At 43.3% G+C, this 25,044-nt stretch carries 17 protein-coding genes; 8 read left to right on the top strand and 9 right to left on the bottom strand.

What is annotated here, in order from left to right; all coding sequences use genetic code 11:
- Positions 1–40: 40 nt before the first annotated feature.
- Entirely contained in the window at positions 41–430 is a 390-nt protein-coding gene (locus DUN60_RS19050; protein WP_054545708.1) for a hypothetical protein, read from the bottom strand.
- A gap of 399 nt (positions 431–829) precedes the next feature.
- Positions 830–1,648: a hypothetical protein gene (locus DUN60_RS19045; RefSeq protein ID WP_114634915.1), complete on the bottom strand. Its 819-nt coding sequence runs from the start codon at positions 1,646–1,648 to the stop codon at positions 830–832.
- 418 nt (positions 1,649–2,066) lie between these two features.
- Between DUN60_RS19045 and DUN60_RS19040 the strand changes: the two genes are divergently transcribed.
- The 4 genes from DUN60_RS19040 (at position 2,067) to DUN60_RS19025 (ending at position 6,798) form a co-directional block, all read left to right on the top strand.
- Complete coding sequence (locus tag DUN60_RS19040; RefSeq protein WP_114634913.1) at positions 2,067–2,828, top strand: winged helix-turn-helix domain-containing protein; 762 nt, start codon at positions 2,067–2,069, stop codon at positions 2,826–2,828.
- On the top strand, positions 2,807–3,289 hold the full coding sequence (locus tag DUN60_RS19035) for a hypothetical protein (RefSeq protein WP_114634911.1): 483 nt from the start codon (positions 2,807–2,809) through the stop codon (positions 3,287–3,289). Before DUN60_RS19040 ends, DUN60_RS19035 begins: the two co-directional genes overlap by 22 nt.
- Positions 3,290–3,458: 169 nt before the next feature.
- On the top strand, positions 3,459–5,084 hold the full coding sequence (locus DUN60_RS19030) for an MFS transporter (RefSeq protein ID WP_065207046.1): 1,626 nt from the start codon (positions 3,459–3,461) through the stop codon (positions 5,082–5,084).
- Positions 5,085–5,157: 73 nt separating this feature from the next.
- Complete coding sequence (locus DUN60_RS19025; RefSeq protein WP_114634909.1) at positions 5,158–6,798, top strand: MFS transporter; 1,641 nt, start codon at positions 5,158–5,160, stop codon at positions 6,796–6,798.
- Positions 6,799–7,295: 497 nt separating this feature from the next.
- Here the strand turns inward: DUN60_RS19025 and DUN60_RS19020 are convergent, their stop codons facing one another.
- The 3 genes from DUN60_RS19020 to DUN60_RS19010 all read right to left on the bottom strand — a co-directional run bounded on the left by DUN60_RS19020 (position 7,296) and on the right by DUN60_RS19010 (position 13,824).
- Positions 7,296–9,032 (bottom strand): amidohydrolase, encoded by a 1,737-nt coding sequence (locus DUN60_RS19020; RefSeq protein ID WP_114634907.1) that lies wholly within the window; start codon positions 9,030–9,032, stop codon positions 7,296–7,298.
- Between the two features lie 823 nt (positions 9,033–9,855).
- Positions 9,856–11,049, bottom strand: coding sequence for an acetate/propionate family kinase (locus DUN60_RS19015; RefSeq protein ID WP_054545715.1), 1,194 nt, complete (start codon positions 11,047–11,049; stop codon positions 9,856–9,858).
- A gap of 765 nt (positions 11,050–11,814) precedes the next feature.
- Positions 11,815–13,824, bottom strand: a complete 2,010-nt coding sequence (locus tag DUN60_RS19010) for a DEAD/DEAH box helicase (protein ID WP_029224327.1) — start codon at positions 13,822–13,824, stop codon at positions 11,815–11,817.
- A gap of 393 nt (positions 13,825–14,217) precedes the next feature.
- Here DUN60_RS19010 and rnb point away from each other — a divergent pair, with 393 nt between their 5' ends.
- Both rnb and DUN60_RS19000 read left to right on the top strand, forming a co-directional pair.
- Entirely contained in the window at positions 14,218–16,218 is a 2,001-nt protein-coding gene (gene rnb, locus DUN60_RS19005) for an exoribonuclease II (protein ID WP_114634905.1), read from the top strand.
- A 147-nt stretch (positions 16,219–16,365) separates the two neighbouring features.
- Entirely contained in the window at positions 16,366–17,172 is an 807-nt protein-coding gene (locus DUN60_RS19000) for a helix-turn-helix domain-containing protein (RefSeq protein ID WP_017095053.1), read from the top strand.
- Positions 17,173–17,339: 167 nt separating this feature from the next.
- Here DUN60_RS19000 and DUN60_RS18995 read toward each other — a convergent pair whose 3' ends face one another.
- Positions 17,340–17,702, bottom strand: coding sequence for a DUF3024 domain-containing protein (locus tag DUN60_RS18995; RefSeq protein ID WP_017077443.1), 363 nt, complete (start codon positions 17,700–17,702; stop codon positions 17,340–17,342).
- A gap of 309 nt (positions 17,703–18,011) precedes the next feature.
- Between DUN60_RS18995 and DUN60_RS18990 the strand changes: the two genes are divergently transcribed.
- Entirely contained in the window at positions 18,012–18,827 is an 816-nt protein-coding gene (locus DUN60_RS18990) for a phosphate ABC transporter substrate-binding protein (protein ID WP_114634903.1), read from the top strand.
- A 160-nt stretch (positions 18,828–18,987) separates the two neighbouring features.
- Here the strand turns inward: DUN60_RS18990 and DUN60_RS18985 are convergent, their stop codons facing one another.
- From DUN60_RS18985 to DUN60_RS18975, 3 genes are all read right to left on the bottom strand, one after another.
- Positions 18,988–19,674 (bottom strand): MaoC family dehydratase, encoded by a 687-nt coding sequence (locus tag DUN60_RS18985; RefSeq protein ID WP_114634901.1) that lies wholly within the window; start codon positions 19,672–19,674, stop codon positions 18,988–18,990.
- Between the two features lie 333 nt (positions 19,675–20,007).
- Positions 20,008–23,160: an efflux RND transporter permease subunit gene (locus DUN60_RS18980; protein WP_004731746.1), complete on the bottom strand. Its 3,153-nt coding sequence runs from the start codon at positions 23,158–23,160 to the stop codon at positions 20,008–20,010.
- Positions 23,161–23,171: 11 nt separating this feature from the next.
- Positions 23,172–24,308 carry an efflux RND transporter periplasmic adaptor subunit gene (locus DUN60_RS18975; RefSeq protein ID WP_029405039.1) on the bottom strand — a complete coding sequence of 379 codons (1,137 nt, stop codon included), beginning with the start codon at positions 24,306–24,308 and terminating at the stop codon, positions 23,172–23,174.
- A 259-nt stretch (positions 24,309–24,567) separates the two neighbouring features.
- Between DUN60_RS18975 and DUN60_RS18970 the strand changes: the two genes are divergently transcribed.
- Positions 24,568–25,011: a dCMP deaminase family protein gene (locus DUN60_RS18970; RefSeq protein WP_004731749.1), complete on the top strand. Its 444-nt coding sequence runs from the start codon at positions 24,568–24,570 to the stop codon at positions 25,009–25,011.
- Positions 25,012–25,044 lie beyond the last annotated feature (33 nt).

The raw sequence follows: 25,044 nt of genomic DNA, 5'->3' as shown, positions 1-25,044 counted from the left end.
TTATTACAAGTACTTGATTTAATAACCTTAATACAAGAGTTTAGTTTGACTCGTCTTCAACAACGTCACAACCTGCACAGCACTGAAGAGCAATTTCATGTTCGAAGGTGATGGTGTCTTCGCCTTCTTCCAGTAGCTCTGCGATTTCATCCGCGACTTCTTTCTCATCATCCGCTTCAATTTCGCTTGCTAGCTCTTCTTCTGAATAACCGAAGAAGTTAAGCAATAGGTACTCACGAGCTTCCTCTTTAGTACAGACCACGTTTGCTGAAAGATCTGGTGTAATCTCACCTTGCGCAAGAGTCGCTGTCAGTTGAGCGAGAGCATCCTCTTTCATCGCAGGCGTTAACCAACCAAGATCAGTACTTACTGTTGTTTTTTTACAGTCGAAGCAAGGCAGTTGGTGGAAGTAGTATTGAAAGGTAGTCATAGGTAATTTCTTCGTTAAGTGTTGTATAGCAAGATTATGCGCGTTTTGTAGCAAAATACTATCTCAATCAACAACGAAGACGGATTGGTCGTTGATAATTTATACTAAACACATAACAAGGTAATGAGTGAAGTAACTCAGTTGTTTTTTAGACGACCAATACATTTCGTAAACTTACTGTAAGACGATAAACGAAGCCTCGTAACTGCCACGATATAATGTGTCATATGTAGATGCTCTAGCGATAAAGAAAACTAGAGCAATTTGTTTATGGTCTTGAAATTCAGTGAGGAAAACGGAACAACAAGAATGAAGTCTTGCGATCTCACATTATTTAAATAAACCTAGAAACAGCACTAGATGAAGTAAATAGCTCACTAAGACTTACCTTATACCCAGTTAAAAGTAATAGCTGTAGGTAAACTTTAATTCTGTTCCCTGTCTATTGTGACCAAAGCTTTGCTCCGTATCATCGAAGAATTCCGTATACGTCACTTTACCCCAGTGCTTGCGGTTGTCCGATAGTGGGCCTTGAAATGCGAGGTCAAGTTGCAACTGATTTATCGTCCCAACACTGCCACCGAAATCAAGCGAGCTAAACTGCGGATTTATTTGTACATGAGTGCCGTTTTCATGCAAATAAATCGAGTTCAAGAAATTAAATTGAACGCCATAAGTATAGTCATCGGTAAGGCCTAAGCGACTAAAATCGCTGTTGTTTTGCCCTACTGCACCGGCCAAAATTGGGAAAGATAACCAGTTATCAAACGGAGTATTTACACGAATCAACCCACCGACTGCGAACAAACGATCTGAAATAGCATCGGTAAAACTGGTTTCTATATAATCAAGTGATACACCAACCATTGGCGCATGCTGCCAATCGGTCCGGCTTACTTCAAAATAACGAGCGCGAACTTGAGATAAGTTAAAGTCTTCACTTCCCACTTTTCCGTTATCTTGACCTTGTATTGTTAACTGCCCAAGAAACAAATTCTCATTGCTCTTTTGTCCTGAAATCTGAGCCTGGATTTGCGCGAAGTCGTTATCTTCTTCTCTGAAACTTTGCTTACCGTAAGTCACGTTGATAACCGATGAAACCTTGGTGTGGTCACCGGGGTCTGGGGCATCACCTGGTGTGATGTGGTCATCTGACAATGCATGAGATGAGAAAAGAATAAGGGCACTACTGAGTGTTATGTTTTTATAATTAGTCATGATCAAAAACCTATTATACGTTATTGGGCTCTTAGCCTAGTTAAGCCAAGTTCCAAAACACTTTAGAGAAATTCGATCCCGTTAGATAACAAAATAAAGAGACAAAAAATAAAAAAAAGTAGGGCTAAAAGTATCAAATGACAAAACCTTAAATAACGTTAACTTTGTCACTCTTTCCCATACAGGAAACTCGTCCTCCTCTAATTTAATATTCAATAAATTTATATTTAGACAAAACACATTCACTAGATATAGTTTCATTAATATTTAAATACACATGGTTATTTTTATTTCTGCTTAAATTCTCATTTTTTAATATTCGCATTTCGATGTGAAACATTTATTGCTGTGGATCAAAATGAAAAACCACATATACCAGTTAGCATATTTAAAGACGTTACGTAAGTGAGAAGACTAAATGCTCAAACTATGCCTAGAGCCACCAGTATATAAAGTTGGTGAACTCTATTATTCACCAACTTCTGCTGTGATAGATAGCCAGGGAGAGCGAAGTCGCCTAAGAGCACGAGAATCCAACCTCTTTCACGAACTCATCAAGACATTCCCTGAAGTCCTTTCACGTTCGTCGATCGAAGAAACACTTTGGAAAGACTCTTACGCGACAAACGCAACAATTAATCAAACAGTTAAAGCGTTGAGGTTTTCTTTAGAAGACACTGATAGAACGTTGATTAGAACCATCCCCAAGCAAGGCTATGTTCTGGCAGTTGCACCAAAGATTGACAACAACACAGTACCAAAACTCAACGAGTCAAACGCTAACGAGTTGACCGTAGACGTATCAATAACTGCCCAGACAATATCAAGTACTGAGGTAGAGACAGTTGACACCACCAGCGAACAGAGCAACTCAGTAACTACTAATAATACCAAAACAGAAGCCACACCACGGAGTATCGTTAATTCAATCACTCTATTACTGGCTATCTCTATCGCTACTTTCGCCCTCTGCGCATCTGGCCTTTTTACTGATCAACCTGAGCGTATTAGCCACCAATATGGCAATCACTGGATACTCTTCAATGCTACAGAGCAGGAGCTCAGCTCGTTACCTATACAACCCGGAGACTCGACAAAATATGTGTCTAGGAATAAGTCGTTCTATCGAATTTGTTCAGAGATAAGAGGAGTTTTGGAATGCCAGCAAGTCGAACTTTAACCCTTTTATCCATAGTCATTGCCATTGTCGTTTCTGGCGTACTTGGCACACAAGCTTATCAATATTTAAATAATCCTCTCCGATTAAATGAAGGGGCATGGGAAGGGAAAGGGGCTGTCTATATTGATGACTCAAGGATTGACAGTAATGCAATGATGTTAGTCGCAAACGATGGGATTCGACTTTCAATAAGCAATCGGTACAACGAATTTAACTACACCTACGATGTCACATTAGAATTGAAACGTGTTGATCACGTCAGTACCGATTTCGAGATAAAGAAGAGAGAAGTGCGAGGTTTAGAAGCCTTTATCGAAAATACCAATATTGACATACCACTGGGTAGTAATTTGATCCGTCTGAATGCTTGGAACCTCGATGAAGGTCGAATTTTTATTGAGGTCGAGCAAAGTGCAGGCTTAGATGTATCTTATATTTTAGACAAGAAATCAGGTAGTTAGTACTAATTTACTTTTTTTTACCTCTCAATTTACAAATACAATTTTTTTTCTTCTAAAGATACTTTTTTTGGTTGGAGAGTAAGTGAGCTCACAGGGTTAAATGGTGATGAAGATTATTTCATAACTATAACGACTTGAGCTTTCGCTCTTCAACATAAAGGTATCTACAATGACGGTATCCGCAACCACACTCCCTACTCCGGAAGAAAAATCAGGGTTAGCCAAATGGTTCCCTCTGATTGTTCTCCTCGCAGCCCAATTTTCAACCATGGCCGATAACTCTGGATTGGCTATTTCTACTGAGGCACTTATAGCCCTTCACGGTGCAAGCATGCCGCAAATTCAAATGGCTAATGCAATGTACCCGCTTATTGCAGGCGCCGGCATGATCGCTGGTGGCCTGATCGGTCTGATTATTGGATGGAAGCGTCAAATGATCATCGGAGCAGGCATGCTTGCTGTGGGGTCATTTGCAGCCGCATTCGCTCCAAATATGGAAGTCTTAAATTATGGAGCTCGTGTGGGTTCTGGTTTAGGTGCTTGTTTACTGATCCCTGCAGTGCTGGCAAACGTGGCAGGTATTTACAAAGGTAAAGACCAAGCGATCGCGTTCTCTGCGATTGCAGCTCTGGTTGGCCTCGCAAGTGCAGTTACGCCATTGTTGTTTGGCTTTATTTTGGATGTCGCGAGCTTCCAAGTCGCTTTCAGTGGCTTAGGCATTTACTGCTTATTTGTGATGTTCGGTAGCATGAAACTACCTACGCTTGAGTCTAGCCCTTTCAAAGGTAAACTCGACACTATCGGTATCGCCTTAGCAGGTGTTGGCCTTCTTTGTTTCGTGACTGGTTTGCTTAAAATCTCTGATTGGGGATTGATCAAGCCCCTAACTGACTTCAACCTTTTGGGCATGTCTCCAGCGATTCCAACAGTACTATTAGGCGCTACACTACTTAAAGTGCTGATGGTGTGGGAGCGCCGTTTTGAAGAGCAAGGTGGCACACCTCTTCTTCCTTCTTCTTATGTTAAAAATCCACAAGTTGTGGTCGGCTTAGTCTTGTGTGCCACGATCTTCTTACTGTTTGGCGCTACGGGTTTCATCAACGTTTCTTACATGCAGCTTGTCGCGGGTATGAGTGCATTCTCATCTGGCATGGCATTATGTGCGTTCGCTCTTGGCATGATGATTGGTTCCCTTGGTGCTCCAGTTAAATTGGCTCACTTAACGTGTCAGCGTATTTGCCAATTGGGCTTCAGTATTGCTGCGACAGGTACTGCGCTGATGTTCTTAGGCTTTACCACTGAAGGTATCACCTTCTGGCAATACATTTCTCTAACCATCTTTGGCACAGGTGCTGGCTTACTGGCTTCTCAAGCTTCAATTGTTGTAACGTCTGCACTAAGTGAGCGTGAGGCTCAACAATCAGGTGGCATTCAAGCGACGTCTCGTAACGTAGGACAAGCGTTTGGTGTGGCTATCCTAGGTTCAGTGATGCTGTTTTCTTTAACTGGTGCGATTAAGTCAAACGTAGCTGAACATGAGGCGCTATCAGCAGAAACGAAGCAAATCATTATTGAGCAACCTTCGCTACCATTCGTATCAAACGCTATGGCAGTTGACCTTATGGAGAATCTGATTGCAGATAAAGAAGAGCAACGCATTGTCATCGAAGTCATGGCGGAGTCTCGCTTACAGTCGGTTCACTATGCGCTATTTACTTTGATTGGATTAATGCTTGGTGGGTTAGCCTTGTGCTCTAAACTTCCCCAACGTTCATTAATGAAGAGCGAAGAGTAACATTTCAAGCCTCGGCAATGCCGGGGCTTTATTCGTTTCACCCGACGTAATTTCAATCACCTAATGAGATTTTATGGATAAGAAAAACGATAGCAAAACAACTTGGTTACTCATCGCGCTCTGCTTAGCACAATTCACACTCTCGGCAGATGTCGCCAACCTGTCTATCTCCACCTCCGCACTGGTTAATGTTTTTCAAACAGACATTTCGAACATCCAGTTTCTAAGCAGTGTTCAACCACTTGTTGGCGCGGCTTTGATGCTTTCTGCAAGCATTTTCGGTTTGATTATTGGTTGGCGACGATTATTGATCCTTGGCACAAGCATCGGCTTTATTTCCACACTTGGTTTTATCGCAATCGATGATATAACCACCCTATCCCTTTTAGTCCGCCCTCTTGCAGGCATTGCCTCTGCGCTCATACTTCCCGCTGTTCTGGCGCTTGTGGTTGCGCATTTCCCGGGGAAAAATCGCGCTGTTGGATTCGGCTTTATGGCCGCCGCCACCGGATTAGCAGCAGCCATCATCCCTTTGTTGAGCGGTTGGCTGCACGACAACACCGATTGGTATTGGTCTTTCGTTATTATTGCAGTGTGCTATTTCTCAAGCTTAATGGCGGCCATCTTTGCTATTCGTCCTATTCATACTAACAGCCCGACTAAGTTCGATGTTGTTGGTGCAATACTCGGTGCAGTAAGCACGGTCGCTGTTTTTCTAGGGCTAATTAAGATGCCTTATTGGGGCGTATTCACAGTCTTAAACGGCGCAAAGGTTCCCTACTGGCTGAACGTAATTTACCCATTAAGCCCTGCTCTGTTTTTGCTCGGCCTAGGCGTTTTGCTATTTACGCTGTTTGTTATTCAGCAAATTAGGTTTGAACGGAAGCACGGCTTTGCGCTTTTACCATTTAGCTGGTTCAAAAATAGTGCGTCAAGAACGGGATTTATCGTACTCTCACTGATGTACATCGCACTAGGCGGAAGTAGCTTTGTCACCGTCACTTACTTGCAAGTCGCCATCTCGCTCTCTTCTGCTCACTCTGGTAGCATTATTCTTCTGTTCTCTGCCTGTATGATTGTTCTATCAGTGGCGACTCCAATCATATTTAAACAGCAATCACAGAAAAAACTCTGCCAAATTGCTTTCATCACAATGTTTTTCGCCGGGTTAACATTGATATTATCGAGCCAAAGCCAGCAAATATTAGCCCCTTTCTATTTGGGCATGGCGTTGCTAGGGGCTGCGATGGGTATTTTGGCTTCCCAATGTCCCGTCATCATTACAAGCGCCTTAGGTGAAAGAGATGCGGAGCAATCTGGTGGCTTACAAGCAACGGTAAGAAACATTGGTTTGGTATTAGGTATCAGTCTATTTGGCGGATTAAACCAAGGTGCAATGGACCACAACATTCGCTCTAACCATGAGATCGCGACCTACTACCCTCAAGATTTCGTTTCGGATTTGAACCAACTTTCTCATGTACCCTATGTTGATGATAGCCGTGTTAACACATTGATTAAAAATTATCAGTTAGATAACCATCAAGCTGAATATCTATTAAATGAAAATGCAAACGCTCGCGTTTTTGGTTTCAACTTAGCGATGATGGTTCTGGTGTCGATTTCACTCCTCGGTGGATATATCAGCTCTCGAATCGGTCCACCGAAGCTTCAGCCTCGTCCCCCCACTCTCAAACACTCTCTAAAAATCTAGTGAAAGGTCAACCTTAACGGGTTGGCTTTCTAAGTTTTGCTCCTCAGGTCATCAGCTATCAAGCCTTTAGAGACAACTCCACTCATCGATTAAAGCGCCTTAAACACTGTGAAAACTATAGTCCAGTATCAACGCCCTAATATTGTTTCTCTCGACATTCCCCTCTCCATTGGCAACTCATCCAACTTTAGAAAATACATTTGTGAATAATGGCGTTCTATAACCCTCAGCTCGTTAATCGAAAATTTAGATTTAGGGTTTCAGCTGTATTCTTGTCCACTTATAAGTAATCCATAGCGGCGCTAATATCTGCCATTACAGACCTTGGTTATATTGCTTGCCACCAATGCTGGCTCTGAAGCGGCTTCTTACAGCATGTTTTAAAAGGTACCGTGAAACCCTCACGTTATAGTGAATACTTTTAAGGGCTTTCTATAGACACAAAAAAAGAGCACTTACGTGCTCTTTGAGTTGATGTGAAAGTTGTATTTATATGATTAAGCCATTTCTGGTTCTTTCACTGACGTTGTTGCATTTTTGTGTACTGAAACATCGCCACCTAACACCGTGGCATGTACTCGTATATCTTTAATCTCTTGTTTTGGCGTCTCTAGTGGGTTTGCGTCTAGCACAGCAAAATCAGCCAATTTCCCAGCACAAATCGAGCCTTTACTGTCTTCGTGCCCCATTAGATAAGCTGCACCAAGTGTAACAGCGTGCAGAGCTTGCTCAGCGGTTAGGCACTCTTCTTCTCCATACACGTTACCTGAGAAAATGCACTTACGATTCATTGCACCCCACATCATAAACAACGGGTTAACCTGCGTTACGCCATCATCACAGTGAATAGAGAACGGGATGCCTTTTTTCGCCGAAGTTTGGAACGGGTTTAATCGATTGACATACTCAGGCCCAACGGTTTGTGTTGCGTGTACGTCACCCCAAACCGGAATATGAGTACCAAACAAGTTGTGACACACACCTAACTTGACCATTCTGTCCATTTGCTCATCAGTCACCATTTGGTTATGTTCTAAGCAGTGACGAGCTTCTGGCATTGGTGTGTCTTTCTGCATGCGTTCGATAATATTTAGCAGTTTTTCTGTGGTGCCATTACCGTTACAGTGGAACGAGATGTTGTAGCCCGCTTTATGGAACGGCAAAGCAGACTCGTAGATCTCTTCTACGTCGCGAGTCAGCGAGGTACTCGGCTTGCCATTATAATAAGTTTGGCCGTCTAACAGATTCGCAGTGAAACCTTGAATTGAGCCATCGGTATTCACATACTTCACGCTACCGATACAAAGCCTGTCTGTATCGTTCTGCTTCATGGTGTTTACGTCTTCCAAATTGAAAGGCCCTACCAAAGGGTAAGCCGTAATACGAAGCTTAAACGCTGGGTTGGTACTCAATGCTTGGTAAAGCGGATATGGATTCGACGGCAAGCCCATGCCACAATCCGAGACTGTCGTCACACCCAATGAGTGGGCAATATTCGCGTAATCGATCAAGGTCTTTCCGATCACGGCCGGGTCAGTTCCGTAGTTAAATGCTCCAACATTGAGTGCACGGTAGATGTCTTTCATTTCGGCAATATCGCCTGTCAATCGACCATTTTCACGTAATACAAATTCAGCATTGTCGTCCAAGCTGAACCCTGACATTTCAAGCGCTAATGTATTGAGTCCTGCTAAGTGGCAGCTTGCGTGCATAAAAAACACCGGAGAGTCATCAATAACAGAATCCAAGAAATCACGATTCACAATGGTCCCATCAGTCATCAACAGTGGGTCTAAACCCCAAAGATTGATCCATTCTCCTGTTTTACCTGCCTTGTCGTGCTCTTTTTTAAGATCTTGTAAGTGCGCTTTTAATGTTTCAGCAGTTGCACACCCCTTTAGTAACTTACCTTCTACACCTAGACGGTCGTATTGTCCGCCATATTCAAACATACCTGTAAACAATGCTGCAATCAGTGGATGCATATGCGCTTCAATAAAACCTGGCACAATTGTTTTGCCTTCGAACTGAGCATCTAAGAGATATTCTAAGCTTTTATCGGTTAAAAATGTTTCAGCCTGATCTTTAGTACCTGCGAATAGTATTTTCCCATCTTGTACAATGGTCGCTGCTGCCTTTGGAAGCTCTTCATTCATAGTAATAAAGTTGCCTGTGTAAAGGACGGTTTCGGCGTTGTATTGAATACCAGGCTTAAGAGCTGTTTTAGTTGTCATAGTTAAACTCCAGATGTGTAGGGTTCATTGTAATTTTTGTTCCTCTTCAACTTGCCTTAACCTGTATTTCGTTTCGAGAATTTTAAAATGAAATAAAATGATGAAATAAAATTGCGATATAAAAAAAGATAAAGACGATGATTTATATGAATTTTTTAACTATAAGGAATGCCAGCGCTGTTCAAAAAAAGCATGAACTTCAAAACTGCCTATTGGATAGTGATGTTCAACATCAGGCGTAAAAGAAAAGGAAGAGAGCTCAGGGAAAATCAACAAACTCAATAGTGTCCCCAATATAATGACAACGAACAATTTAAAATAAACACTCATCACTGCATTCCTTATTTATTAGTAATGCAGACTTTATAAGGCTTATTTAGCCGTCTTTTATTGACAATCCACGCTGTAAAACAATTTCTTATCTATTATCATTTTTATTTGTTAACCTAGATATCGTTGAATAAAACCATTTAGTAGTTCGCCAACACCAATCATTCACCAAGCTTAACAATAGCGATGAAATATTGATCAAAAACTTAGAACAACAAGCAATGAACCCATTAATTTATCCTAAATACGTTCATTCACTCGGCCACGAAGCGCTTTATCGCATACCTCAGATAACAATCGAATAAACTCATATTATTTCTCCCACTACACAATAGGAGTAAGATAATGAACGCTCAGTTAGTAAGACAAATTTTAAGGTGAGCACATGTTGTTTGCACATTATTAGCTACTAAAACATTTCAACGTCCAAAAAAAAGCGAGCCACTTAGGCTCGCTTTTGATTGTCTTTTTCTTGCTTAGACTTCAGTTCAGATTACAAAAGTTCTACCGACTGTTGAGCAATCACGAACTCTTCGTTGGTTGGGATAACCATTGCTACTGCGTCTAACATTTCAGACTTACCGATGATGCCTTCTGCACCAAAGCGAGCCGATTCGTTACCCGCTACATCTTCAACGAAACCAAGAATCTTAAGGTTGTCTAGGATTTCACGACGAATTGGTAGAGAGTTCTCACCGATACCACCAGTGAAGATGATGCCGTCTAAAGAATCTAACGTTGCAAGGTAAGAAGCAATGTACTTTGATACGCGGTAAGTAAACACCTCAAATGCAAGCTTAGCGCCTTCATGGCCCTCTTCCATTGCTTCTAAGATGCCACGAGCATCGCTCGTAAGACCAGACACGCCAAGGAAGCCAGACTCCTTGTTTAGAGAGTTAAATACTTGCTCTTGTGACCAGCCTTTCTTAAGTAGGTATTCGATAATACCTGGGTCTAAGTCACCACAACGTGTGCCCATCATAAGACCAGAAAGCGGTGTGAAGCCCATTGAAGTATCAACACTGTTACCGTCTTTGATAGCACATACAGATGCGCCGTTACCTAGGTGAACAGAGATGAAGCTCGATTCTTCTACTGGCTTGTTGACCATTTTCGCAGCTTCACGGCTAACGAAGTAGTGGCTCGTACCGTGGAAACCGTAACGACGAACGCCGAAGTCTGTGTATAGCTCTTTTGCGATTGCACCTGTAAATGCACGTTGTGGCATTGTTTGGTGGAAAGCAGTATCAAACACAGCGAACTGAGGTAGAGAAGGGAAAGCTTCAATCGCAGCACGGATACCGATAGCACCTGCTGGGTTATGAAGTGGAGCTAAGTCAGATAGGCTTTCAATCTCACTCGTTACTTCTTCAGTAATACGAACGGTTTGAGTGAACTTCTCACCACCGTGAACGATACGGTGACCGATCGCCACGATATCAGCTGTGAAGCCTAAGTCTTCCATCAGGCCAACCAATTTGCCAATGGCAATTTTGTGGTGGTTACCCTCACCTTGAATAGCAATTTCTGTTTTCTGACCTTGATGCTTCCAGCTCATGCGAGCATCTTCAAGACCAAAACACTCCCCTAAGCCACTTAATACAGCGTCACCAGAAACAGAATCGATGACAGCAAATTTAAGGGAAGAACTACCCGAGTTAATAACCAGAACAAACGAATTAGACATTGGATATGGATCCTGTTTCAGTACGAATTTAGTGAAGTTTGCGCTTCAATTTTAGTTAAGTCTATTATTCAATAATTTTTGAATCTTTCAACTTTTGTTTTGCAAAAACCACCAAATGAACACAATTAAGTTGATCTTAGTCATCAATTCATTTCTTTCGAGAACGAAAATTAAAAAATAGTTGAATTAGATGAAGTAAATGCAGTTATGAAACTGATAGGTTCATACAAACCACATTGAGAGCAAAGTCATCTTGGATTGAAATCTTACCCAAGAGTCCAATTCAAGAATTAAGCCCATAAAGCCAATAAACCAGCTAGCGTTCTACGCTGCGACTTAAAAAATACAGCACGACACTTAAATATAGAGCAGTTGGTTACCAATACCCGCTAATAGACTTCAAGGCATTTAACTTCGCCTCAGCACTATAAATAGATCACTTATTTGGATCGAAAGGTTGAATAGATCTTACTTCAAAATCCATTTTCATTTTTCACTATAGCTGTGGGTTTCCTTTGCTAGACATCGCTCGACTCCCATACCTCTAGACTAGACACGCTAAACGGCGCTTTACGCACATGTCACTGTGGCAGCCTTATAATGCGAGGCACTATTTCAATCAGGGCTTAGGACGTGCTACAAGCACAAAGAATAAAATAGCAGGCACAAAAAAGCCGAGCATAATACTCGGCTTTTAAATTCACTGTTTAAGCTATTCGTCTATAAGCACTTGGCTTGTAAATTTCAACTTAAACTAAAGGTTGATTAACCTTCGCTGCGCTCTGGACGACGACCGCGGTTGCCGCCATTGCCAGCTGCTGCGTTGCCATGGCCACGTTCGCCACGGTGGTTACCACGGTGATCACCACCACGGTTACGGTCAAAACGACGTTCGCCATCACGACCACCAGCAGAGTTACCATCACGTGCGCCGTCACGGTTGCCACGGTAGCCACCACGACCGCCATTGCCACCTTCACGGTTACCACCTTCGCGATTACCGCCTTCACGGTTACCACGGTAGCCGCCGCCATCACGACCGCCACGACCGCCATCACGACCGCCACGGTTGCCATCACGACCGCCGCCGCCACGACGAGGCTCACGGAAGTCGTTGAAATCAACAACTACAGCGCCAGCTTCTTTTTGACGAATGCGAAGTTTGCTTAGCTTACCAGCAGTTTCAGAGTTCATTGCTTTTGGCAGTTGAACGTAAGTAGAACCTTGGTCTAGCTTGATAGCACCGATAGAACCTTTAGTTAGGCCTAGTTCGTTTGCTAGTGCGCCAACGATGTCTTTAACCTGAACGCCTTGCTCACGGCCAACTTGTAGTTGGTACGTATCCCAATCTTGAGTATTGAAGTTACGACCACCACCGTCACGGCCATTGTCACGATCTTCACGACGCTCTTTGCGACGGTTCTTATCACGCTCAATAGCAGCGATCATTGGGTCTTCGCCAACGTAGAATAGTGGGCTCTTACCTTGCTGACGCTTAAGAAGCATTGCAGCTAGAGTAGCAGCATCAACTTCTAGAGATTCTTGTAGTGTAGAGATTAAACCTGCGAAGTTTTCTAGAGCTTTGCTCTCTTTCTCAGTTTCAAGCTCAGCACCAAGCTTAGCAACACGTGCAGCAGCAACTTCGTCACGTTGTGGAAGTTGGATTTCTTCCATTTGAGACTTAGTTACACGCTCGATTGTGCGAAGCATACGGATTTGGTTAGTGCGAACTAGTAGGATCGCTTTACCTTTACGTCCAGCACGGCCAGTACGGCCAATACGGTGGATGTAAGATTCAACATCGAATGGGATGTCGTAGTTAAATACGTGAGTGATACGTGGAACATCAAGACCACGTGCTACAACGTCAGTTGCAACTAGGATATCGATAACACCTTGTTTGATGTGATCAACAGTGCGCTCACGTAGAGACTGAGGAATATCACCGTGCAATGCAGCAGCTTTGAAGCCACGTGCAGATAGCCAATCAGCTAGACGCTCAGTGTCTTGACGAGTACGTACGAATACGATTGACGCGTCAGTTTCTTCAGTTTCAAGAAGACGAGACATTGCTTCGTCTTTTTCTACGCCTTTAACAACCCAGTAATTCTGCGCTACTTTGTCAACTGTGTGGTTAGTACCAGCAACGTCAACTCGTGCAGGGTTACGTAGGTAACGGTCAACAATAGTCTTAACCATTGGAGGCATAGTTGCAGAGAAAAGTACACGTTGTGCAGATTCGGGAGCTTGCTCAAGGATCCAAGTAACGTCATCTACGAAGCCCATTTTTAGCATTTCATCTGCTTCATCAAGAACAAATGTATGTGCTTCATCTAGGTGTAGACGGTCACGAGTTAGTAAGTCTTTAACACGACCTGGAGTACCAACAACAATGTGAGCACCGCGGCTTAGAGCACGCATTTGGTCAACAATTGAAGCACCACCGTAGATTTCAAGAACTTTAAGACCGTTGATGTCACGACCTAAGTTTTTGATTTCCGCAGCAACTTGAATCGCTAGCTCACGAGTAGGAGCCATGATGATTGCTTGTGGTTTGTGTTGGTTCAGGTTGATTTTGTTAAGTAAAGGCAGAGAGAATGCTGCTGTTTTACCAGTACCAGTCTGTGCTTTACCTAGTGCGTCACGGCCTTCAAGAAGAAGAGGAATAGCTGCTGCTTGGATTGGAGTCGGAGAAACGAAACCCATGCTATCAAGAGCTGAAAGAATGTTATCGTTAAGGGCTAATTCATTAAATTGAATTACAGATTCGGACATTGGGATCCCACTATATATAAGTAAACAAAAGGTCCCGGGAGCTCTATCAATTCCAATACTGATCCAATCAGATACTGATTCCATTCAGAGTTACGAAGCAGTAATAAAACACTTCAAGCCATTAGGGACGTCTAAGGGAGGCGGATTATTCCCTAAATGCATAAAAAAATCCAGAAAAAATTGAAATACATCACATATTTTTCGCTTTTACATCAATACTGGTTATCATATCGTCAAAATTTGATGAATATCTCGTCACAGCACCCATCTTCTAGCAAATTGACCTAGTTAAATAAGAGGGCAATTAATTAACGCTCACTTCGCCTTTAAGTAGTAATCAAGCCTCGCAATGATTATAGTGTGCTCAATTGTCCTCGATAGATAAAAGTCAAAATGTTTCAAGATAATCCTCTACTCGCTCAACTCAAACAGCAAATCCAAGAAACCCTCCCTAAAAAGGAAGGTACAATCAAAGCCACTGAAAAAGGGTTTGGTTTTCTCGAAGTCGATAACAAGACCAGCTTCTTCATTCCACCTCCATACATGAAGAAATGTGTACACGGTGACAAGGTAATTGCCATCATTCGCACCGAGAAAGATCGCGAAGTAGCAGAGCCTGAGGAATTGATTGAACAAGGCCTTACTCGTTTTATTGCTCGCGTGAAGTTGTTTAAAGGTCGTTTGAATGTAGTTCCTGATCACCCGCAACTGAAAAAGCTGCAACTTAAAGCGAAAGCGAAAAAGGGGCTAAACCCTGAAACGCTAAAAGAAGGCGACTGGGTTGTTGCTCATATCATTCAACACCCGTTAAAAGGTGACAACGGATTCTTGGCTCAAATATCTGAAAAAATCACAGATGCTGACGACAAGATCGCACCTTGGTGGGTAACGCTGGCACAAAACGACCTACCAAACAGCGAACCTGAAGGCATTGACGACTGGCAGATCAAAGACGACGCTGATCTTGAACGTATCGACATGACTCACGTCCCTTTTGTGACTATCGATGGCGAAAGCACAAAAGATATGGACGATGCGCTTTACGCTAAGAAGAAAGAGAACGGTGATTTTGAGCTAACTATTGCGATTGCTGATCCTACCGCTTACATCTCTCCAGATGATACGATGGATAAAGTGGCTCGTGAGCGCGGTTTCACTATTTACCTTCCAGGTCGTAACATCCCAATGTTACCTCGTGATCTAGCTGACAACTTATGTTCACTAATAGAGAACGAAGTTCGCCCGGCACTTTGCTGCACAGTAACAGTATCTAAAGAGGGTGTTATCGGCGATGACATTAACTTCTTCGCTGCGAACATCAAATCTCATGCTCGTCTTGCTTACGACCACGTATCTGACTGGCTAGAAACCGGTGTATCAGACAAATGGCAACCATCAGAAGAGATCGCTGCGATTGTTTCTGACCTTCACCAATTTGCACAAGCACGTTCAGCATGGCGCTCAACAAACGCTGTTGTATTCCCAGACCGCCCTGACTACCGCTTTGAGCTTAGCGAAGATAACGATGTTGTCGCTATCCACGCAGACATGCGTCGCACTGCAAACAAGTTGGTTGAAGAGTCTATGATCAGCGCGAACATCTGTGCAGGCCGAGTATTAAAAGAGGGCTTCAACCAAGGTGTCTTTAACTGTCACTCTGGTTTTAAAGCTGAGAAATTAACAGACGTTCTAGAACTGGTTAACCCAGAAGCCGAAACACCGTTTACAGAAGAGCAGATCGTTTCTCTAGAAGGCTTTGCTACTCTGCGTCGTTGGTTAGGCTCTCTAGACAACAGCTACTACGACAACCGTATTCGTAAATTCCAAGCGTACAGCGAGATCAGCAATGAACCTGCGCCACACTACGCGATGGGTTTAGACATTTACGCGACGTGGACTTCCCCAATTCGCAAATACGGCGACATGATTAACCACCGTATGCTTAAAGCACACATCTTAGGTAAAGCGCCAATTCAAACACCAGACGAAACTATTGGTGATGAACTTGCCCTGCACCGCCGTCACCACGGTATGGCTGAGCGCAATGTTGGCGATTGGTTGTACGCTCGTACTCTAGCAAACGCTCCTGTAGAAGAGACTCGCTTCCAAGCAGAGATCTTCGACATTAACCGTGCTGGTATGCGTGTGCGTCTGCTTGAGAATGGTGCAGCTGCATTTATCCCTGGTTCTCTCATTATTGATAATAAAGAGAGAATAGAGTGCAACGGTGATATGGGTACTGTATCTATCGATAAAGAAATGGTATACAAACTGGGAGACGTTTTAGAAGTAGTTCTCTTCGAAGTTAATCAGGAAAACCGTAACTTAGTAGCAAAACCTACTCAAGTATTTGCGGACTTGCCTAGCGAGCCTGAAACGACAAACGAAACCTAAGCTTAAGAGCTTTAAAGGTTACGGCTTTCAAGGTTCACTTCTAAAGGCGCTAATTATTAGCGCCTTTTTTGTAAATGTCTCATGCTTAAACAATACTTAAAAAAATAATCAATAAGCAATCAGTTTACAACGTCAAAGAAGCGCACTATGTCATCAATCACAGTTACTCAATTCAGAAACTTCATTCCCAGGAAACGGGAACGTTACCCCGCCTCTAAAAACGGTATTTTCATCGTTTCTAAAGGCAGTATTTCTTTCGTGCTACCTGATGGGACTGAAGCCTCATTGCAAGCCGGAGATTTTACTCTTTACAATTCTGGTCAGATTAAAGACATCACCGTTGACACTGAGAATGGCGAATTCAGCGCAACCTGTGTAGATTTTGATTTAGCTATTTTTCAGAAATTCATTAATCAGTTCAGTGATTTAGAACCCACACGAGTCCCAGACAAATACATTAAGTTTAATAAAACTGATACCGAAATATGCCAATTGAAAGAGCTCATCATGTCGCTCGTTCATTCATCGACTCAGAATGACTACGCACTCACTCAATTAGGTTTAGGTTTGCTCTCTCTAATGGTCGAGCAGCACCCTGCTCTGTTAGTTATTATTGCCCGAGCGTCAAGGTTAACCGTGACGCAAAAGGTCATTCATTACATTGAACAGAACATTGAAAATAATATCTCACTCGATACCCTAGCCAGCTATATGGGGATGTCACCAGCCACACTTAAGCGCCGTTTGTCGGCTGAAGACCTTTCCTTTTCAAATCTATTAAAGATAAAGCGAATCGCCCATGCAGCGACACAGCTCAGAACATCGAATAAATCTATTACTCAAATCGCTTATGAATCTGGATTTAAAAGCGCGGCACACTTCAGTACAGCCTTTAAAACCTATCATGGCAAGACTCCAAAAGACTTCCGCTCTTTGGTTGCACAGTCTTATTAGTTGCACAATCTTATTGGCTGTACTGTCTTATTGGTTGAACAGTCTTAGAAAGTACGAGTGCACATGCACATGCAGATAAAAGTATAAATCTGAAATGTGTTGGTGGGAGTTTACGAAGGTCGTTCGTTTTTGGTATCAAACCACCAGCGAACACCTAAGTAAAATGGTCACGACCAGAAGTAGGATTTAGGGTCTTTTTCTATTTCAGCCAAAATAGCATCAAGATCCTTGGATTGAGGAAGGTAAGGGTAAGGTCCCCAATTTACAGAGTCGGTTTCCGCATTATCTTCAAGTGGCACCATCACCACCCAGCAAGATAACGACTCATCAAAGGTAACGCAGGCGATCTCGTTGGTATAATCACTATGAGATGAGTCGAGTAGATAATGCGCCTGAGAAAACAGCACACCACCCTCACACTCTTCATAAAGGGATTTTCCTAGCTCTACAGGTAAACTACGATTTCGTGAAGTACAGAGCCTCTCAGCTCCAATTAAAAGACGATTCAGTTCTATATGAATAACGGACATAACACCCCTTGTAACTTCATAGAAACTTCTAAGTAGTGAATTCCTCTACTTAGCTTAGGACTCAACGATCATTTTAGCGAACAAGTGCAAACAAAATACCCGCCCTGCTCCCAGAAACGAATCCTTCTTCAGTAAACACATTCTAAAAGGGCAAAGCCGTCTAAATTTCATTAACCAGTGCCATTTTGGCAGCCACACTGTCTTTCACTAACCAGACTAACGGCTATAACGTATCCGTATAGAATTTCACAAAAGTGTCATATAACCGACCTATCATAGCCAGCAAATGTTATTAACTAGGAGTTGTTTATGTTACGAGTCGCGCTTGCCTCTCTTTTATCCTTAGCCCTGTCTTCTCAAGCTGCTTTAGCACAAGAAACCAATATTTCGGGCTCCACTTCTGTATCACGAGTGATGGATGTTTTAGCAGAGGAGTACAACAAGACTCACCCTGATAACTACATTGCGGTTCAGGGCATCGGTTCTACAGCGGGTATTACCATGGTTAATAAAGGTGTCGCTGATATTGGTATGAGCTCGCGTTACTTAACTGACCGCGAACAGGACGAAAAATTGAAGGTATTTCCAATTGCCTTTGACGGCCTAGCAGTCGTAACTAACCGTTCAAACGGTGTAAGCAACGTTACACGTGAACAGTTATTCGATATCTATAAAGGAAAAATCACAAACTGGAAAGCCGTGGGTGGTGCGGATCAGCCTATCGCAGTTGTAACTCGTGAAGCTTCTTCTGGTTCACGCTACAGCTTCGAAAGCTTGCTTGGTTTAACAAAAATCATTAACGACCGTCTGGTTTCTGACATCAACCCAAACAACTTGGTTGTAAACAGCAACAGCATGGTTAAAACGATTGTTAACCATAACCCACACGCGATTGGATTTATCTCTGTTGGTTCTATCGACCGTTCGATTAAAGCCATTACCTTTGAAGGCATAGAGCCAACATCAAAGAACATTGCTAACCACAGCTATGAATTGGCTCGCCCGTTCTTGTTGCTACACAAAACTGAATCAGTTTCTGACGAGAGCAAAGATTTCATCAAGTTCGTGAAGTCACAGCAAGGGCAAGATCTTATCGAAGAGTACGGCTACACACGTATTAAGTAGCTATTCACGAATGAAGTAAGATAAGTACTTTTAGTGATGTTATTAGGATGCTGATGATGTCGCCTTGATAGACACAAACAAAAAGAGAGAGCCTTAAGCTCTCTCTTTTTTTTTGAATCTATAATCTTCGCTTAAAAGCAGTTCCACTTATAAAAAAGCTCTAGAAGTGCAGTTGGATTACCGAAACAATCACAGCGCCAGGACGACGAATACCTTCGATTTCTACGCGAATTTCGCGTTCAATCTCTAGGCCTTTCTTAATTGGCGTTACTTTTATTAGCGTACTTTTAGCACGAACGTTACTGCCCGATTTGACAGGATATGGGAAACGTACTTGGTTAAGACCAATGTTTACAACCATCTTCGCTGTTGGGAATTGAGACTTATCAGGATCAACACTGTCAGTCAGTCTAGGAAGCAGAGACAAAGTCAAAAAACCATGTGCGATGGTTGTTTTGAACGGAGAATCTGTTTCAGCCTTAGAAGGTTCAGTATGGATCCATTGCATATCTTCAGTAACAAGGCCGAACTGGTTGATACGGTCTTGACTAACATTGATCCAGTCGCCAGTATGAATAACTTCACCGATCTGCTGATTAAGCTCATCAAACACAAGCTGTGCTTCTCGCGTTAATACGAGCGGCTGTTCTATTGGCATCTCTGGTGCATCTTCATTTACAGCAGGTTTGTGGTGATCACGAACCCAAGCAAAGAAATGGCTATTTTGCGTACGATTCAGAAAGTCACCCCAGTAATCTCTAAGAGCTGGAGACATCCATTGCATAAACTCTGAGTGTTGCGAAGACACGCTATCGCCTCGGTGTTTAAATAAATCAATGACTTTCATAAGAACCTCAATGCACAAAAAATTTCAATATAACTAGTTAATTTTGAAACACTTCACACTATTGTGCAAATGTTTTCGAGCATACACTCGTTAGCTGAACACTGTTATTTCCATAGTAAACAGACACTTAATAATAAAACATCATTTTATTACAAAACCTAAATTAGAGTGTTAGCTCCATCACAAAACGAACATTTGATTATATAAATGGCGTTTTTATTCACAAGCGGAATAAAAAAGGCTTAGCGCAATGCTAAGCCTCAGTTTTTATAAGGATTTAATCCTGTAAGGGATTAGCCTTGCAAGGCGTTAATCTTACCGGAGTTAAGTCTCCTATTCGTCATCAAGTGGAATCAACTTAGTCGTGCCACCGTGTGCCTTCTCACGCTTACGTTGCACGAATGCATAGAAGCCTGGGATTAGGAACGTACCCGCTAACAACACACATAGCAGACCGCCGATCAGTGAAATACCCAACGAGTTCTGGCTCACGTGACCTGCGCCCGCTGCGAAGATAAGCGGGAAGATACCTAAGATGAACGACCAAGAGGTCATGTTCACAGCACGGAAACGCAGCGTACCGCCCTTCACTGCCGCATCTTCAATTGATGCGTCTTTCTCTTCACGCTCCACTTTTGCGAACTCTACAATCAAGATTGCGTTCTTCGCGGCCAAGGCTATCAAGAGAACCAAACCTATTTGTGCATAAAGGTTTAGCGGTGTGCCCGTCAGATTCAATGCTAAGAAGGAGCCTAATGTTGCAACCGGTACCACTAAGATAATCGCTATCGGTATTGTCCAACTCTCGTATTGAGCCACCATAAACAAGTAGATGAAGATCAGAGCCAGTGCAAAAGCAAAGATCGCTTGGTTGCCTGCCAATACTTCTTGGTAGGCCATGCCTGTCCATTCGTACTGATAGCCCTGAGGTAAGACTTCAGCGGCTACACGTTCCATTGCAGCAATCGCATCACCGCTTGAGTAACCCGGTGCTGGTTGGCCTTGAATCACGGCACTGCGGTACATGTTGTAACGCCATGCTACATCTGGTTCAAAGATCTGGTCGTACGTTACTAATGTACTTAGCGGGATCATTTCACCATTAGACGAACGTACGTGGAATCGTTGGAGATCATCCATGCTGCTACGGTGTTCACTGTCAGCTTGCATGGTCACGCGGAAGTTCTTACCAAACATGGTGAAATCGTTCACATACAGAGAACCTAGGTTACCTTGTAGTGTTTGGAAGATTTCCGACAACGGAATACCTAACTGTTGCGCTTTCTCACGGTCGATATCGACATAGTAGTGAGGAACGTTGGCACGGAAAGTACTGAACGTATGTGAAATCTCAGGCTGTTTGTTCGCCTCAGCAATCACGTCATTCATTACCATCGCCAGATCAGTACGACTACGACCTAATGTATCTTCTAGAACAAATTCGAAACCAGAAGCAGCACCCATACCCGGAACTGCTGGAGGTCCCATTGCAAACACAATAGCTTGAGGCAGTTCTGTGGCCGCTCGACCATTAATACGTTGTGAGATAGCTTGTGCGGAATGTTGACCATCCAGTGCGTTACGCATATCCCAATCATGCAGTTTGATAAATAGCGACGCGCCATTCGAAGCAGAAGCGCCTGTCATGAATGCGTAGCCGTTTACCAGTGTCACACCATCAACACCCGGCTCTTGCTCAACCATCTCTAGCAACTGCTCAGTCACATCTTCTGTACGAGACAGTGATGCCGCGTCAGGAAGCTGCACGTTAACCAGCAAAATACCTTTATCTTCTTGAGGTACAAACGCCGTTGACGTCGTTTTCGCGAAGTAAGTAACCGCTGCTAGCGCCACAACAAAGAAGGTAAACAGCAGAACACCTTTTTTCACAAGGAAACCCGCGATTTGGCCGTATTTGTTAGTAACAGACTCTAGGCCACGGTTGAATGCTTGGTACCAACGTGCTGTGTTACCACCGCCCTGTTTAAGAACCAATGAACACAATGCTGGTGACAGCGTTAGAGCGTTAATAGAAGAGATAACAACCGCAATACAGATAGTCAGAGCGAACTGACGATACATGATGCCAGTAATACCCGGCAACATCGCCACAGGGATAAACACGGCAAGAAGTACCAGTGTTGATGTAACGATAGGACCCGTTACTTCTTTCATCGCAATCAGTGTTGCTTTACGCGGTGAAATCGTTGGGTCTTTGGCCATCGTCGTATCGACGTTTTCGATAACCAAGATCGCATCATCTACCACGATACCAATCGCCAGTATCAAACCAAACAGGGTTACCGTGTTGATGGTAAATCCTGTCATCTGCATGACGGCAAAGGTACCAATCAACGACACCGGAATCGCAACCACAGGAATCAGGGTTGCACGCGCACTACCCAAGAACAGATACGTCACCGCGATAACCAGCAAGATAGCTTCGATCAGCGTTTTCACTACGCCCTTAATCGACTCTGCAACAAAGACTGTGGTGTCATAACTCGCCTCGTAAGCCACACCTTCAGGGAAGTTAGTACTTAGATTGTCGAGCATCGCCATGACCGCTTTACCACTTTCCAACGCGTTTGCGTCTGACTGAAGTGACAGCGTTACGATTGAAGCGTCTTGTCCTCGGTATTTACCATTGCCATCGTAGAATTTTTTACCTAACTCAACGCGTGCAATGTCTTTTAAGTAAACGGTTGAACCATCTTGATTTGCGCGAAGTACAACATTTTCAAACTCATCAGCCGTTTCTAAGCGGCCTTTTGTCACCAAGTTGAACTGTACTTCTTGTGGATTGGCGTATGGTGCAGCACCAATACGACCGGCAGCGACTTGAACATTTTGTTCGGCCAATGCGCCATACACATCAGATGTTGTTAGGTTCAGGTTAGCCATTTTCTCAGGGTCTAACCAAACACGCATCGAATACTCACCGCCGCCCAACACGTTTACTTCACTAATACCCGACACACGTGCCAGTTGATCTTTAATGTTTAAGTTTACGTAGTTGATCAGGAACTGGTCGTCATACTCACCGTTTGGAGAGTAAAAGTTCAATACCATCAAAAGGTCAGGTGAACGTTTCTTAACCGTTACGCCAACCATTCTAACTTCTTGTGGAAGCTTCGATTCGATTTGGGCTACTCGGTTCTGAACGTTGACCTGAGCCATATCAGCATCAGTACCGACATCAAAGGTCACATTAAGATTGTATGAACCGTCGTTAGCACTTTTAGAAGACATGTAGATCATATCTTCCACGCCATTCACCGACGTCTCTATGGGGTCGGCTATCGCCTGTTCCACCACTTCAGCACTGGCACCCGTGTAGAATGCCGATACACTGACCGATGGTGGGCTAATTTTTGGATATTCGGCCACTGGTAAGATAGCGAGAGAGATCGCACCCGCCAGCGTTAATATTATGGATATGACAAGGGCAAACTTAGGCCTTTGAATAAAGAAACGACTTAACATAAATAGCCCTCTTACTCAGCTTGTTCAGCAGAAGCTTGAATACGAACGGACATACCATTACGTACACGCTGTAGGCCTTGAGTGATCACCGCGTCGTCTTTCTCTAATCCAGATTGAACAATCACGCCACCTTCAACTTGTCGCCCCATCTCAATATTTCTACGCTCAGCGACTGGTGCAGCTTCGCCTTCAACCAGTACCATTACAAAGTCACCTTCTAGGTCGGTTTGAACTGCACGTCGCGGGATAGTCACAACATCAATAGATTGTTTTTCACGTAGATCAACGCGAACGTGTTGGCCTGGAAGTAGTTGCTGATTCGGGTTATCAGCAATGGCGCGCATCGCGATTGTACCAGTATTAAGGTTGATACGGTTGCCCAAGAAATCAAGCTGACCTAGATGTTCAAACGCTTCACCATTCTCAAGTATGATCTGAACTTCAACCCCTGCAGAGTCACTGCTGCCGTCGCCTTCAATGCGATCCATCCCTAACTCAATACGCTCACGTTCACTGATGCTGAACGACGCATGGATTGGGTCTAGGCTAACCAACGTAGTTAATACACCTGAAGACGGCGAAACCAGATCACCCGTACTCACTTTGGTGTCGCTGATTCTTCCAGAAAAAGGCGCGGTAATTTGGGTATGGGAAAGCTGAACATTGGCTGCGTTTAGCTGAGCATGGCTAGCTTCAAGTTGTGCTTGAGAGCCTAATAAGTTTGCCGTCAACGCATCGAATTCCGATTGAGAAATGCTGCCCTTCGGGAGAAGATTTTTACCACGGTTAAAATCAAGTTCGGCTTTTTTAAGGTTCGCATTCGCTTGAGCAACAGAGGCTTTTGCACTTGCAACTTCAGCTTCAAACGAAGATGGTTCGATCGAGTAAAGCAATTGGCCCTTTTCGACCATTTGACCTTCATTGAAATGACGGCTTTGTAGATAGCCTGAAACCTGCGCGGTGATAGCCGTGTCTTCAACGGCTTCAATACGACCGATGTACGACTTACTTTGCTGGTGAGAAACAACGCTAACATCCTGTACAGCTACGAGAGGTAGAGGCGCTTGCTTGGCATTTTGAGCATCTTGCCCACACCCAGCAAGAATAAGAGAGCTTGCAAGAGCCGTAAGGATCAACTTTTTACGCATGGTTATACCGTCACTTATTAGTATTTGAACAGCATAAAATTTACGTAACACACTCGTCACCATTGTCCGAGGAATATCAATTATAACTAGCCAAAGTGTATCAATATGTTAATTGAAACCAAGTGCTTATAAAGTGATTACAAACGCGTTACAATTCCTAAGTAAATCAACCTCTCAGCTTTTGTTCTCTATGGATATTGTCTAACATAATGTATGGTCAGACAGATAAGCATTCACATTTAATTGTTAAGGAATTCTCATGATTTCAAAATGGGCTAAACGTTTCTATCAAATGGCGGAATTGGTCGGTTCTTGGAGTAAAGATCCTTCAACTCAAGTCGGCGCCGTAATCACTAAGCACAACCGTATTGTTTCCGTTGGTTTTAATGGCTACCCACATGGCGTGTCTGATAGTGCGGATACTGATGACAGAGAAATGAAGTACCTTAAGACGCTTCACGCTGAAGAAAATGCAATCTTGTTTGCTAAACGTGATTTAGACAGTTGTGAAGTTTGGGTGACTCACTTCCCTTGTCCGAACTGTGCAGCAAAAATCATCCAAACTGGGATTTCAGCGGTACATTGCCCAGAGCAAAGTGAAGATTTCCTTTCTCGTTGGGGCGATAAAATCAAGATAAGCCAAGATATGTTTGAGCAAGCTGGTGTCGAAGTAGACTGGTTACCACTCGCTGACCTGGACTAATATCAAAGCTAAATTTCAGATACAAAAAAGCCG

Origin of the sequence: Vibrio splendidus (genome assembly GCF_003345295.1) — a bacterium.
Taxonomy (GTDB): Bacteria; Pseudomonadota; Gammaproteobacteria; order Enterobacterales; family Vibrionaceae; genus Vibrio; species Vibrio splendidus_K.
Note: the sequence above shows the minus strand (reverse complement) of the source record. Positions and strands in the feature narration are given on the sequence as shown.